Annotated in this window: 12 protein-coding genes; 6 read left to right on the top strand and 6 right to left on the bottom strand. The window is 65.5% G+C overall.

Going from position 1 to position 12,829, the window contains the following annotated elements; genetic code table 11:
- Window positions 1-26: 26 nt before the first annotated feature.
- Complete coding sequence (locus LOY33_RS07255) at window positions 27-443, top strand: Spy/CpxP family protein refolding chaperone (RefSeq protein WP_043864115.1); 417 nt, start codon at window positions 27-29, stop codon at window positions 441-443.
- A 57-nt stretch (window positions 444-500) separates the two neighbouring features.
- Window positions 501-1,838: a HAMP domain-containing sensor histidine kinase gene (locus tag LOY33_RS07250; RefSeq protein ID WP_043864116.1), complete on the top strand. Its 1,338-nt coding sequence runs from the start codon at window positions 501-503 to the stop codon at window positions 1,836-1,838.
- Window positions 1,839-1,966: 128 nt separating this feature from the next.
- Here LOY33_RS07250 and LOY33_RS07245 read toward each other — a convergent pair whose 3' ends face one another.
- A complete protein-coding gene (locus LOY33_RS07245) occupies window positions 1,967-2,530 on the bottom strand; it encodes a nitroreductase family protein (protein ID WP_104572315.1) in 564 nt (187 codons plus the stop codon).
- A 100-nt stretch (window positions 2,531-2,630) separates the two neighbouring features.
- Between LOY33_RS07245 and LOY33_RS07240 the strand changes: the two genes are divergently transcribed.
- The gene (locus tag LOY33_RS07240; RefSeq protein ID WP_043864118.1) at window positions 2,631-4,085 is read left to right on the top strand and encodes a TrkH family potassium uptake protein; all 1,455 of its coding nucleotides are present in this window, start codon (window positions 2,631-2,633) and stop codon (window positions 4,083-4,085) included.
- On the opposite strand, the gene LOY33_RS07235 is transcribed toward LOY33_RS07240, so the two are convergent.
- Window positions 4,042-5,127, bottom strand: coding sequence for an AraC family transcriptional regulator (locus LOY33_RS07235; RefSeq protein WP_043864119.1), 1,086 nt, complete (start codon window positions 5,125-5,127; stop codon window positions 4,042-4,044). The genes LOY33_RS07240 and LOY33_RS07235 overlap by 44 nt on opposite strands.
- Before the next feature lie 159 nt (window positions 5,128-5,286).
- Here LOY33_RS07235 and LOY33_RS07230 point away from each other — a divergent pair, with 159 nt between their 5' ends.
- Window positions 5,287-5,598, top strand: coding sequence for a DUF962 domain-containing protein (locus LOY33_RS07230; protein WP_043864120.1), 312 nt, complete (start codon window positions 5,287-5,289; stop codon window positions 5,596-5,598).
- Between the two features lie 25 nt (window positions 5,599-5,623).
- On the opposite strand, the gene LOY33_RS07225 is transcribed toward LOY33_RS07230, so the two are convergent.
- On the bottom strand, window positions 5,624-6,442 hold the full coding sequence (locus tag LOY33_RS07225; RefSeq protein ID WP_054916590.1) for a UDP-2,3-diacylglucosamine diphosphatase: 819 nt from the start codon (window positions 6,440-6,442) through the stop codon (window positions 5,624-5,626).
- A 140-nt stretch (window positions 6,443-6,582) separates the two neighbouring features.
- Here LOY33_RS07225 and LOY33_RS07220 point away from each other — a divergent pair, with 140 nt between their 5' ends.
- Window positions 6,583-7,467, top strand: coding sequence for a DMT family transporter (locus LOY33_RS07220; RefSeq protein ID WP_258662371.1), 885 nt, complete (start codon window positions 6,583-6,585; stop codon window positions 7,465-7,467).
- A gap of 1 nt (window position 7,468) precedes the next feature.
- Here LOY33_RS07220 and LOY33_RS07215 read toward each other — a convergent pair whose 3' ends face one another.
- Window positions 7,469-7,753 (bottom strand): SelT/SelW/SelH family protein, encoded by a 285-nt coding sequence (locus tag LOY33_RS07215; RefSeq protein ID WP_054916592.1) that lies wholly within the window; start codon window positions 7,751-7,753, stop codon window positions 7,469-7,471.
- A 70-nt stretch (window positions 7,754-7,823) separates the two neighbouring features.
- On the opposite strand from LOY33_RS07215, the gene LOY33_RS07210 reads away from it, so the two are divergent.
- Window positions 7,824-10,013 carry a patatin-like phospholipase family protein gene (locus LOY33_RS07210; RefSeq protein ID WP_043864124.1) on the top strand — a complete coding sequence of 730 codons (2,190 nt, stop codon included), beginning with the start codon at window positions 7,824-7,826 and terminating at the stop codon, window positions 10,011-10,013.
- Here LOY33_RS07210 and LOY33_RS07205 read toward each other — a convergent pair.
- Entirely contained in the window at window positions 10,010-10,444 is a 435-nt protein-coding gene (locus LOY33_RS07205) for a MarR family transcriptional regulator (protein WP_043864125.1), read from the bottom strand. The genes LOY33_RS07210 and LOY33_RS07205 overlap by 4 nt on opposite strands.
- A gap of 118 nt (window positions 10,445-10,562) precedes the next feature.
- A complete protein-coding gene (gene recQ, locus LOY33_RS07200) occupies window positions 10,563-12,695 on the bottom strand; it encodes a DNA helicase RecQ (RefSeq protein WP_043864126.1) in 2,133 nt (710 codons plus the stop codon).
- Between the last annotated feature and the right edge of the window lie 134 nt (window positions 12,696-12,829).

The raw sequence follows: 12,829 nt of genomic DNA, 5'->3' as shown, positions 1-12,829 counted from the left end.
GACCGGCCTCAACAAGGAGAGTCACCATGCGCAAGACCCTTATCGCCCTGATGTTCGCTGCCGCCCTGCCAACCGTAGCCATGGCCATGCCCGATGGCGGCCCCCGTCACGGCGCCGAGCACCAACGCGGTGGAGCGCCTTTCGCCCAGCTGGACCTGACCCGCGAGCAGCGCCAGCAGATCCGTCAACTGATGGGCGAGCAGATGAAGAGCCGCCACGAAATCACCCAGCGCTACCTGGCCAAGCTGCCGGCAGCCGACCAGAAGGCACTCAAGGACGAACTCAAGGCAAGCCACGACAAGGTCGACACCCAGATCCGCGGCATGCTCAAGCCAGAGCAGCAGAAGCAGTTCGATGAAATGAAGAAGAAGCAGGCAGAGCGCAAGGCCGAGTGGGCCGAGTTCAAAGCCTGGAAAGCTGAAAAAGCCAGCAAGGCCCAGTAAGCTGTCCACACCCCGCCCGACCTGCCCCCGCAGGTCGGGCTTCTTTCGTTTGAGGTAATGCCCTTGCGTTCACTGTTCTGGCGCATCCTGGCCAGCTTCTGGCTGGCCATCACCCTGGTTGCCGGGCTGTCGATCCTGCTCGGCCACATGCTCAATCAGGACGCCTGGATCCTCAGCCGCCACCCGGGGCTCAATACCCTGGCCATGAACTGGTCGGCGCGCTACGAACAGCAAGGGCCCGAGGCCGCGCAGCGTTATCTGGAGCTGCGCAAGCGGCGCTACAACATCGACGTGCAGGTGCTCAACGAAAGCGGCGAGGCGGTGGTGCCAGGCACGTTCCCGCGCCGCGCAGCAGCCTTCGAGGCGCGCCGGCACAACGGCGAGCCGCTGCCCTGGCGACGCCTCACCGAGGAGTACACCAGCCCCGGCACGGGCGACACCTACCTGCTGATCTACCGCATCCCTCACCCCGAACTCGACGCCTGGCACCGCGACAGCCTGCTGTGGCCGCTGAGTGCATTGGGCATTGCCCTGGTGGTACTGACCCTGTTCAGCCTGCTGGTAACCCTGTCGATCACCCGCCCCCTCAGTCGCCTGCGTGGCGCGGTACATGACCTGGGGCAGACCACCTACCAGCAGAACAGCCTGGCACGCCTGGCCAACCGGCGCGACGAGTTCGGTGTGCTGGCCAATGACTTCAACCGCATGGGCGCGCGCCTGCAGAGCCTGATTGCCAGCCAGCGCCAACTGCTGCGTGACGTGTCCCATGAACTGCGCTCACCGCTGGCACGCCTGCGGATCGCCCTGGCCCTGGCCGAGCGGGCAGAGCCTGCACAGCAGCAGGCCTACTGGCCGCGCCTGACCCGCGAGTGCGACCGCCTCGAGGCGTTGATCAGCGAAATCCTGGTGTTGGCGCGGGTGGATGCCGAAAGCGCCAGCGCAGAACCGGTCGACCTCAATGCGCTGCTGGCCAGCGTGCGCAAGGATGCTCAGCTCGCAGCGCCGGAACAGGACATCCAGCTGCACGACACGCCTGGGCTGAGCCTGCAGGGCTGGCCGACACTGATCGAACGTGCGCTGGACAACCTGCTGCGCAATGCCGTGCGCTTCAATCCGCCGGGGCAACCGATCGAGATGAGTGCACAGCGTGAAGGCGAGCGTATCGTGCTGACGGTGCGCGACCACGGGCCGGGGGTGGCCGACGAGCACCTGGCGCAGTTGGGCGAGCCGTTTTTCCGCGCTCCGGGGCAGACCACGGCCGGGCATGGCCTGGGCCTGGCGATCGCGCGCAAGGCGGCGGAACGTCATGGTGGCAGCCTGGTGCTGGGCAACCATGCGCAGGGCGGGTTCGTGGCGACGCTGGAGTTGCCGGTGGCGGGGCCGGCTAGCGCCTGAATAAAGACGGGTGGTGGCTTCTTCGCTGGCAAGCCGGCCCCCACAGGCATGTCACCGTCCTCCAGGGCAAGTGCGCACCTGTGGGAGCTGGCTTTGCCAGCGAAAGGGCCATCTGATGCCTGTATAGCTTAGCGGGGCTGCTCCCAGGCGCTGACAAACGCCTCGACAGACACCACTGGCGCCGTACGCGGCGGGTTAAGCGGCGTGCCCACATACAGGAAGCCGATCAGCTCTTCGGTATCCGCCAACCCGAGGCCCTTGGCCACCTGCGGGCTGTAGGACAGCTCGCCGGTTCGCCACACCGCGCCGATCCCCTGGGCATATGCCGCCAGCAGAATGGCATGCGCCGCACACGCGGCCGCCAGCCGCTGCTCGGACTTGGGCACCTTGAAGTGATCCTGCACGTTCGCGATCACCACAATCAGCAACGGCGCCCGCAGCGGCATGGCATGGGCCTTTTCCAGCGCTGCCTCGGTGGTTTCGCCCTGCTCCTTCACCGCCTCGGCCAGCAGCGCCCCCAATTGTTCGCGGGCCGCGCCTTCGATGGTCAGGAACCGCCAGGGCCGCAATTGGCCATGGTCCGGCGCACGCGAGGCCGCCCGAAACAGCAACTCGCGCTGCGCAGCATCAGGTGCCGGCTCTACCAGGCGAGGAACGGAAACACGGTTGAGCAATGCGTCGAGAGCCTCCATCGGCTACCCCCTGTCGAGAAATGTGCGGCTATTCTACCGTTTACTTAAAGAGGCCCATAGGTAGAATGGCGCCCCTCCGTTTCAACCCAGAGCAGATCACATGGCGTTGCCGACCTTAAGGATCATCGGTTTCATTATCGGCATCTTCCTGATTACCCTGGCGATCAGCATGACCGTGCCCATGGCCACCCTGGTCATCTACGAGCGCACCGGCGACCTGCCGTCGTTTCTGTGGGCCAGCCTGATCACCTTCATTGCCGGCCTGGCCCTGGTCATACCCGGGCGCCCCGAGCACGTGCACCTGCGTCCGCGCGACATGTACCTGCTCACCGTGAGCAGCTGGCTGGTGGTGTGCATCTTCGCCGCCCTGCCGTTCCTGCTGACCCAGCACATCAGCTACACCGATGCCTTCTTCGAGAGCATGTCGGGCATCACCGCCACCGGCGCCACCGTGCTCAGTGGCCTGGACAGCATGTCGCCGGGCATCCTGATATGGCGCTCGCTGCTGCACTGGCTGGGCGGCATCGGCTTCATCGGCATGGCGGTTGCGATCCTGCCGCTGCTGCGCATTGGCGGCATGCGCCTGTTCCAGACCGAGTCCTCGGACCGCTCCGAAAAGGTCATGCCCCGCTCGCACATGGTCGCCAAGTCGATCGTGGCGGTGTACGTGGGCATCACCACCATCGGCGGGCTGGGGTTCTGGCTGGCCGGCATGAGCCCGTTCGATGCCATCAACCACGCCATGTCGGCGATTTCCACCGGCGGTTTCTCCACCTCCGACCAGTCGCTGGCCAAGTGGGACCAGCCGGCCGTGCACTGGGTGGCGGTGGTGGTGATGATCCTGGGCAGTGTGCCGTTCACCCTCTACGTGGCCACGATGCGTGGCAATCGCAAGGCACTGATCAAGGACCAGCAGGTACAGGGCCTGCTCGGCCTTCTGGTGGCCACCTGGGTGGTGCTGGGTACCTGGTACTGGGCCACCACCAGCCTGCCGTGGTTCGATGCCTTGCGCCACGTGGCGCTGAACGTGACCTCGGTGGTCACCACCACCGGCTTCGCCCTGGGCGACTACAGCCTGTGGGGCAACTTTTCGCTGATGCTGTTCTTCTACCTGGGTTTCATCGGCGGCTGTTCGGGCTCGACCGCGGGCGGGATCAAGATCTTCCGCTTCCAGGTGGCCTACATCCTGCTCAAGGCCAGCCTCAACCAGCTGATTCACCCGCGCGCGGTGATCAAGCAGAAATACAACGGTCACCGCCTCGACGAAGAGATCGTGCGGTCGATCCTGACCTTCTCGTTCTTCTTCGCCATCACCATCTGCATCATCGCGCTGCTGCTTTCGCTGCTGGGCGTGGACTGGATGACTGCCCTGACCGGCGCGGCCAGCACCGTATCCGGCGTAGGCCCGGGCCTGGGCGAAACCATCGGCCCGGCGGGCAACTTCGCCACCCTGCCCGACGCCGCCAAGTGGATCCTGGCCGGCGGCATGCTGCTGGGCCGCCTGGAGATCATTACGGTGCTGGTTCTGTGCATGCCGGCGTTCTGGCGGCACTGACGCCCTGGGCCGACGCCTCGGGGCCGGCACTGCGCGCCAGCTCCATGCGTGTGCGGTATTCCCCGGGGGTGAGGTCGAACCAGCGCCGGAAGGCCCGGAAGAAGTTGCTCGGGTCGGCAAAACCCAGCAGGTAGGCAGCCTCCAGCAATGTCATGTTCGGCTGCGCAAGGTACTGCTCGGCAAGTTCGCGACGGGTATCGTCGAGCAGGGTCTGAAAGCTGGTGCCCTCCTCCTGCAGGCGCCGCTGCAGCGTGCGCTGCGACAGGTGCAGGGCCTGGGCGACCATTTCGCGCTTGGGTTCGCCCTGGGGCAGCATGCGGCACAGCACCTGACGTGCACGGTGGGTCACCCGGCTTTCGGAAAAACGCGCCAGGTACTCGCCGGCAAAACGGTCGTGCAGAATCGCCATGGCCTCGTTGGCCGTGGGCAACGGCGCCTCCATGTCGGCGCGCTCGAACACCAGCGCATCGTGGGGCGCACCAAACACCAGCGGGGCACGAAACGCCTGCTTGTAGGGTTCTATATCCTGAGGCTGCGGGCCTTGTACCAGCACCCGGCGCAGCTGGATGGTGCGCCCGCTCAACCAGCAGCACAGCGCCAGGGCGCAGGCCAGCGAGGCCTCGGCACTGTGCCGGGTGGGCGGCAGGTGATCGCCATGCACGGTCAGCACCAGCGAGTAGCCTTCCGGCCCCAGGCGAAAGCTCAGGTCGGAACTCTCCGCGATAATGCGCTGGTAACGCACCAGGCGCTCGAACCCCTCGGCCAGGGTGCGGCTGGACATCAAGGCATAGCCGACCACGTGAAACGATGCCGGGCGCACCACCCGCGCCATGTTCAGGCCGATGGCACGGTTGCCCGACAACTCTTCGGCCAGTTGCCACAAGCGGGTCATGGAGTCCTGGGTGAAACGTGCGTCGGGGTCGTCCAGCGCGGCGAAGTCCAGGCCGAGCTGCTTGAACAGCGCAGGGCAATCGAGCCCTTCGAATTCAAGTGCCTTGACGATCCCCGAGGCCCAGCTTGCTGACGTGGTTCTTTCGCTCATGGCTGGCTTCTTTTGGGTAAGACCGCTCCTGCGGTGAACGCAAAGGATACTAAAGTGGCGCTTATTGTCACTGACTGATACTGCGACACAATTCTAGACTCGGTTCAGGCTCCACGCCGTGCATGTTTCGCCACCTTCGACCGATACGGGAGCGACGCAGTGAACAGCCCCCCACGCTTCAACAGCTTTGCCGAGTTCTATCCGTATTATCTGGGTGAGCATAGCAACCCTGTCTGCCGCCGCCTGCACTTCGTCGGCACCAGCCTGGTGATCGCCCTGCTGGCCTACGCCCTGGCCAGTGCCAACGGCTGGCTGCTGCTGGCGGTCCCGGTGGCCGGTTACGGCTTTGCCTGGGCAGGCCACTTCTTTTTCGAGAAGAACCGCCCCGCCACCTTCACCTACCCCTTCTACAGCCTGCTGGGCGATTTTGTCCTGTACCGCGACATGCTGCGCGGCAAGGTGCAGTTCTGAGCATCGCCCGCCCCCTGCGCGTGGCCTAGAGGCTGGGCTCACCCACCGCCCGGGCCTGGCGCAGGGCCTCCCGGGCCTGGGCGTCGGCCAGGCGGTACAGCTCGATCGTGCCGTCCCAGTGCTCGATCAAGGCAGTGCACGACTCCACCCAGTCGCCGCAATTGAGGTAGTCCACCTCCCCCACCTTGCGGATTTCGGCGTGGTGGATGTGCCCGCACACCACCCCGTGAAACCCTCGCTTGACGCATTCGCGTGCAATCGCCTCCTCGAAGTCGCTGATAAAGCTCACCGCCGTCTTGACCTTGTGCTTGAGGTAGGCCGACAGCGACCAGTAGCCATAGCCATACCGCGCGCGCCAGTGGTTGAGCCAGCGGTTGAGGGTGAGGGTCAGTTCATAGGCCCAGTCACCCAGGAAGGCCAGCCAGCGGTGATAGCGGGTTATCACGTCGAACTGGTCGCCATGGATCACCAGTAGCCGCCTGCCGTCGACGGTGAGGTGCTCGGCCTGGTCCACCAGCTGGATATTGCCCAGCACCAGCTTGGAGTAGCGACGCAGGAACTCGTCGTGGTTGCCGGTCACATAGATCACCTCGGTGCCGCGCTTGCTCATGGTCAGCAGGCGCCGGATCACGTTGGTATGGGCCTGGGGCCAGTACATGCCACCCCGCAGCTTCCAGCCGTCGATGATGTCGCCCACCAGGTAGATGCGATCGGCCTGGTAGCCCTTGAGAAACTGCGACAGATGCTCGGCCTGGCAGTCGCGGGTGCCAAGGTGCACGTCCGAGATCCACAGCGTGCGCACGCGCTGCTTGCGCGAAGGTTTGCCAAGCTCGGCATGGGTCATGGGCAGGCTCCGGGAGAGTTTGTGCGAGCTTGCCTGTGGGCAGTGAATCGACCATGACCGTTGTGCGGCAGTCCTGTGACAGGCCGTCGGGGCATGTACACTGCGTGGCCTGTACTCCCGATCCAAGGCAACCGCCCGCCATGACCCCTCGTACCGCCCTGGGCGCCCTGCATGCAGGCGCGCTGTTGTTCGGCCTGACCGGCGTGTTCGGCAAGCTGGTCAGTGCCGGCCCGTCGGTCATCGTGTTCGGCCGTGCGGCCTTCGCCGTGCTGGCCCTGGCCATCTTCGTCGGCGTTGCCCGACAACACTGGCAACCCCTGAAGGCACGGGACTGGCGCGGGCTGACATTGGCCGGGATGTTGCTGGCCGGCCATTGGGTCAGCTTCTTCGTCGCGGTCAAGGTGGCCGGCGTGGCCATCGCGACCCTGGGCTTTGCCAGCTTCCCGGCGTTCACGGTCATTCTCGAAGGGCTGTTGTTCCGAGAGCGCATCCGTCGCAACGAAGCCTTGCTGGTACTGCTGGTGAGCATCGGCCTGGTGTTGGTGACGCCCGATTTCGACCTCGCCAGCCAGGCCACCAGCGGGCTGCTGTGGGCGTTGTTCTCGGGGTTGCTGTTCGCCCTGCTGTCACTGCTCAACCGTGCAGGCTCGCGGCACATTCCGGCGGTACAGGCGGCGCTGTGCCAGAACGCCGTGGTGGCACTGTGTCTGCTGCCGGTGGCGGGCCCGCTGCTGCCTTCGGTGAGCGCGCTGGACTGGCTGTGGCTGGGGCTGCTGGGGGTGTTCTGCACCGGCGTGGCACACAGCCTGTTCGTGGCCAGCCTGGCGGTGATCAAGGCCCGTACCGCCGCCGTGGTGTTTGCCATGGAGCCGGTCTATGGCATCGCCATGGCCTGGGTGATCTTCGCCGAGCAGCCCACCTTGCGCATGCTGATGGGCGGGGTGCTGATCATTCTGGCCATCGTGATTTCAAGCCGCCTGGCCGCCGGCGCACCACGCACCGCACCCGCCACCTCCGGCGGCTGAGTCAGGCGCGGTCGTTGTGGCCCAGGTCGCGCTGCGGGTCGATCTGGTCGCGGACCCGCTGCTTGAGCACCTTGGCCTCGGGGAAACCGCCATCGGCCTTGCGTTCCCAGATCTGCACGCCATCGCAGGTGATGCGAAAGTTGCCGCCCGTGGCCGGTTCCAGGGCCACCCGGGCCAGGTCGTCACTGAAGGTGCTCAGCAGTTCCTGGGCCAGCCAGGCGGCGCGCAGCAGCCATTGGCACTGCGTGCAATAGGTGATGACAATTTCGGGTTTGGATACGGACATGGGGTAACGGTCTCCTGATAGGTGGTCGCGCTTATACTAGCCACCTTTAGCCTTTGCTCCGAGAGCCGCGATGCGTCGTCTGCTGTTGTGCCTGTTGCTGTCCCTTACCTCCCTTGCCCTCTGCGCCGCCGAGGCCGCCCGGCCCAAGGTCGGCCTGGTACTGTCCGGCGGCGCGGCGCGCGGCCTGGCCCACATCGGTGTGCTCAAGGCGCTGGAAGAACAGGGGGTGAAGATCGACGCCATCGCCGGCACCAGCATGGGCGCGGTGATCGGCGGGTTGTACGCCTCGGGCTACAAGATCGACGAGCTGGAGAAGCTGGCCCTGGCCATCGACTGGCAGCAGGCGTTGTCCGATGCACCGCCGCGCAAGGACATCCCCTTCAGGCGCAAGCAGGACGACCGCGACTTCCTGGTCAAACAGCGCCTGAGCTTTCGCGACGACGGCAGCCTGGGCCTGCCGTTGGGGGTAATCCAGGGGCAGAACCTGGCGCTGCTGCTCGAAAGCCTGCTGGCCCACGCCAGTGACACCCGTGACTTCGACAAGCTGCCGATCCCGTTCCGCGCAGTGGCCACCGATATCGCCAGCGGCGAGAAAGTGGTGTTTCGCAAGGGCCACCTGCCCCAGGTGATCCGCGCCAGCATGTCGATCCCGGCGGTATTCGCCCCGGTCGAGCTGGACGGCCGCCTGCTGGTCGACGGCGGCATGGTCGATAACATCCCGCTGGATATCGTGCGTGAGATGGGTGTGGACATGGCGATCGTCGTCGATATCGGCACGCCGCTGCGCAATCGCAAGCAGTTGGCCACGGTGGTCGATGTGCTCAACCAGTCGATCACCCTGATGACCCGGCGCAACTCCGAAGAGCAACTGGCCTCGCTGCACCGCGACGACATCCTGGTACAGCCGCCGCTGTCGAGCTTTGGCGTCACCGACTTCGGCCGGGCCCAGGACATGATCGACGCCGGCTACCGCGCCACCCGCCTGCTCGACCCGCGCCTGGCCAGCCTGCGCCGGGTCAACGACACGGCGGTGCAACTGGCCGAGGCGCGCTCGGCCGGGCAACGCACCCCGGTGATCACCGCCATCAAGGTCGAGAACGACTCCAAGGTCAGTGACGACGTGATCCGCTACTACATTCGCCAGCCCATCGGCGAACCGCTGGAGCTCGACCGCCTGCGCACCGACATGGGCACCCTGTACGGCCTGGACTACTTCGACCGGGTGCAGTACCGCGTGGTGCACAAGGGCGATGAGAACACCCTGGTGATCAACGCCCGGGGCCGACGTGGCGGCACCGACTATCTGCGGCTGGGGCTGAACCTGTCCGATGACCTGCGTGGCGACAGCGCCTTCAACCTGGGCGCCAGCTACCGCGTCAACGGCATCAACCGCCTGGGCGCCGAGTGGCTCACCCGGGCCCAGATCGGCGACAAGCAGGAGCTCTACAGCGAGTTCTACCAGCCGCTGGATACCGGGTCGCGCTACTTCGTGGCGCCCTACCTGGACATCGGCTCGCAGAACATCGAGGCCACCCTGGACAACGACCCCATCGCCGAGTACCGCCTCGAACGCTATGGCTTCGGGCTCAACCTGGGCCGCCAGATCGGCAACAACGGCGAAGTGCGCCTGGGGGTGGGCCAGGCCTGGGGGCAGGCCGAGGTACGCATCGGCGAACAGGGCCTGCCCAAGGTGAACTTCAACGAAGGCTTCTATGACCTCAAGTATTCGTTCGACACCCTGGACAACGTCTACTTCCCCCACAGCGGCGAAGACGTCAGCCTGACCCTGCGCCAGTTCGAGCCGGGCCTGGGCTCCGACCAGCGCTATCGCCAATGGGACATGAAACTGGACAAGGCCCTGAGCAGCGGGCCGAACACCTGGGTATTCGGCGGTCGCTATGCGCGGACTCTGGATGATGCCGAGGTGGTCACCTCGAGCTTCGTGATGGGCGGCGCCCGGCAGCTGTCGGGCTTTCGCCAGGACTCGGTGTCAGGCCAGAACCTGAGCCTGATGCGCATGGTCTACTACCGGCGCCTGACCCCGCGCTCCTACCTGCCGCTGGACTTCCCGCTGTATCTGGGCGGCTCGCTGGAACGCGGCCGCGCCTGGAACAACGACAACGAGTTCGACAGCGGCTACATCAACGCCGCGAGCATCTTCCTGGGCTTCGAAACGCCGCTGGGGCCGCTGAACTTCAGCTACGGCATGAACACCGAGAACCAGAAGGCGTTCTACCTCAACCTGGGGCAGACCTTCTAGGACTTCTCCAGGTTGCCCAGGATGCGCGCGTGCACCCGCATGCACACGCGCAGCTCTTCTTCGTCGATGCCTTCGAACAGCTCGACGCGCAAGGCGTTGGCAATGGTCTCGATCTGGTCGATCAACGGCTTGGCGGGCGGGCATAACACGATCTTCTTGGCGCGCCGATCCTCCAGCACGGCCTGGCGCTTGACCAGGCCCTGGGCCTCGAGGCTGTCGAGCAGACGGGCCAGGGTCGGCCCTTCAACCCCCACGCTCTGCGCCAGTTCACGCTGGGTGGGGGCCTCGTCGAAGCGCGCCAGGTGCAGCAGCACCAGCCAGCGCGCCTGCGACAGGTTGAGCCCGGCCAGGCGGCGGTCCAGCTCGGCGCGCCAACCCCGGGACATATGGGCCAACTGCATCCCGAAACGGTGGTGATCGGTCAACGGCATAGGAAACTCATCATCAGAACTAATTAATAGGCAGCTAATCATGCCCTTGGGCCTTAGGCAAGGCTCATGCCGTCGGCAGGCGCTGCATAATCGTCATAAATGATGACAAACAACCTTTCTACATCTCGAACTCGGCCGCCAGTGCGGCGCGCACGCAATACAGCACGCCCTCAGGCACGCGTCCGCCAAACTGCTCGATGATCGCCGACACCGGCGGCAATTCGCCTTCGCCGTCGAGGAACGCATCCTGGATCTCGCCCATCAGGTCCTCGGGCAGGTCCAGCGCCTGTTCCAGTGACAGCTGTTGGCGACCGATGGCCTCGGCCAGCAGGCTGTAAACGTTCTTTTCACTGCATTGCAGCTGGCCGGCGATCTGCAGCGGAGTCATGCCCGCGCGGGCCAGGCTGATCAGCTCGTGGCGCAGGTCGGCGACCGGGGCCGGGGCCTCTGCAGCGCCGCCCAGCACCTCGAGGAAGGCCTGGCCGTAGCGCTCCAGCTTGCGTGCCCCCACGCCACTGACCTGGGCCATCTCGCTGAGGCTGCCGGGCTGACTGCGCAGCATCTCCAGCAGGGTCGAGTCTGGGAAGATGACATACGGCGGCACGCCATGCTCCTCGGCCAGCTTGCGCCGCAGGGCGCGCAAGGCGTCCCACTGTTCGCGTTCCTCGCCGCGCACCAGCTGGCTGGCCGGGCTGCCCGAGCTGCTGCTCTTGCTGCTGGTCTGCGGCTTGAGGTCGCGGCGCAGCTCAAGGGTGACTTCACCACGCAGCAAGGGCCGGCACGTATCGGACAGGCGCAGCCCGCCATAGCCTTCCAGGTCGATATCGGCCAGGCCACGCGCCACCAGCTGGCGGAACAGCGAACGCCACTCGCCTTCTGCGCGAGCCTTGCCCACGCCATACACGGCAAGCTTCTCGTGCCCGAAGCTGCGGATCTTCTCGTTGTCCTTGCCCAGCAGCACGTCCACCAGATGGCCCACGCCGTAGCGCTGGCCAGTACGGTAGATGGCCGACAGCGCCTGGCGCGCAGGCTCGGTGGCGTCCCAGGTCTGCACGCCGTCGACGCAGTTGTCGCAGTGCCCGCAGGGCTGGGGCAGTTCTTCATCGAAATAGTTGAGCAGGGTCTGGCGACGGCAGCGGGTCTCTTCGCACAGTGCCAGCATGGCATCGAGCTTGTGCTGCTCGACCCGTTTGTGACGCTCGTCACCTTCGGAGTTCTGCAGCATCTGCTTGAGCATCACCATGTCCTGCAGGCCGTAGGCCATCCAGGCATCGGCGGGCAGGCCATCACGGCCGGCGCGACCGGTTTCCTGGTAGTAGGCTTCCAGCGACTTGGGCAGGTCCAGGTGGGCCACGAAACGCACGTTGGGCTTGTCGATGCCCATGCCGAAGGCGATGGTCGCGACCATGATCAGGCCTTCCTCGTTGAGGAAGCGGCGCTGATTGCTGGCGCGGGTCTCGGCAGGCAGGCCGGCATGATAGGGCAGCGCCGGGAACCCCTGCTCGCACAAAAACGCGGCCACATCGTCGACCTTCTTGCGCGACAGGCAATAGACGATGCCGGCGTTGCCGCGCCGCTCGTTGAGGAACGCCAGCAACTGCTTGCGCGGCTGTTCCTTGGGCACGATGCGATAGAAGATGTTCGGCCGGTCGAAACTCGACAGAAAGCGCTCGGCGTTCTGCAGGTGCAGGCGGGTGACGATCTCTTCGCGGGTACGCATGTCCGCGGTGGCGGTCAGGGCAATGCGCGGCACGTTGGGGAAGAGTTCGGCCAGTTGCCCCAGTTGCAGGTATTCAGGGCGGAAGTCATGGCCCCATTGCGACACGCAATGCGCCTCGTCGATGGCGAACAGCGCGATGTCCAGGCTGCGCAGAAAATCCAGCATGCGTGGCTGCACCAGGCGTTCCGGGGCCAGGTACAGCATCTTGAGCTCGCCGCGACGAATGCGCATGGCCAGTTCGCGCTGCTGGTCGGCGCTCATCGTGGAGTTCAGCGAAGCCGCGGCGACACCCAGCTCGTCGAGGGTCGCCACCTGGTCGTCCATCAGCGCGATCAGCGGCGACACCACCACTGCCAGGCCTTCGCGCAGCAGCCCCGGAACCTGGAAGCACAGCGACTTGCCGCCGCCGGTGGGCATCAGTACCAGCGCATCGCCGCCCTTGGCCACGCATTCGATGATCGCCCCCTGGCGCCCGCGAAAGCTGTCGTAGCCGAAGATGTCCTTGAGGACGCGCTGAGCCTGTTCGAGCATAAAAACTCCATAAATCGCAGAACCATCCTGGCCACAGGCTGGATGAAAAGCTTCCCCGCCACACCTGAAATTGCGTAAGCGGCTTTTGCCGGGGCCGCATGCTGGCGTGACCGGGCGCAAAAGCCGGGCATTAT

Source organism: Pseudomonas sp. B21-036 (assembly GCF_024748925.1).
GTDB classification, from domain to species: Bacteria; Pseudomonadota; Gammaproteobacteria; order Pseudomonadales; family Pseudomonadaceae; genus Aquipseudomonas; species Aquipseudomonas palmensis.
Note: the sequence above shows the minus strand (reverse complement) of the source record. Positions and strands in the feature narration are given on the sequence as shown.

What these genes read in the sequence shown, in the direction of transcription:
- LOY33_RS07255 (WP_043864115.1), top strand. Translation starts at nt 27, where the DNA reads ATGCGCAAGACCCTTATCGCCCTGATGTTCGCTGCCGCCCTGCCAACC.
- LOY33_RS07250 (WP_043864116.1), top strand. Translation starts at nt 501, where the DNA reads ATGCCCTTGCGTTCACTGTTCTGGCGCATCCTGGCCAGCTTCTGGCTG.
- LOY33_RS07245 (WP_104572315.1), bottom strand. Translation starts at nt 2,530, where the DNA reads ATGGAGGCTCTCGACGCATTGCTCAACCGTGTTTCCGTTCCTCGCCTG.
- LOY33_RS07240 (WP_043864118.1), top strand. Translation starts at nt 2,631, where the DNA reads ATGGCGTTGCCGACCTTAAGGATCATCGGTTTCATTATCGGCATCTTC.
- LOY33_RS07235 (WP_043864119.1), bottom strand. Translation starts at nt 5,127, where the DNA reads ATGAGCGAAAGAACCACGTCAGCAAGCTGGGCCTCGGGGATCGTCAAG.
- LOY33_RS07225 (WP_054916590.1), bottom strand. Translation starts at nt 6,442, where the DNA reads ATGACCCATGCCGAGCTTGGCAAACCTTCGCGCAAGCAGCGCGTGCGC.
- LOY33_RS07220 (WP_258662371.1), top strand. Translation starts at nt 6,583, where the DNA reads ATGACCCCTCGTACCGCCCTGGGCGCCCTGCATGCAGGCGCGCTGTTG.
- LOY33_RS07215 (WP_054916592.1), bottom strand. Translation starts at nt 7,753, where the DNA reads ATGTCCGTATCCAAACCCGAAATTGTCATCACCTATTGCACGCAGTGC.
- LOY33_RS07210 (WP_043864124.1), top strand. Translation starts at nt 7,824, where the DNA reads ATGCGTCGTCTGCTGTTGTGCCTGTTGCTGTCCCTTACCTCCCTTGCC.
- LOY33_RS07205 (WP_043864125.1), bottom strand. Translation starts at nt 10,444, where the DNA reads ATGCCGTTGACCGATCACCACCGTTTCGGGATGCAGTTGGCCCATATG.
- recQ (WP_043864126.1), bottom strand. Translation starts at nt 12,695, where the DNA reads ATGCTCGAACAGGCTCAGCGCGTCCTCAAGGACATCTTCGGCTACGAC.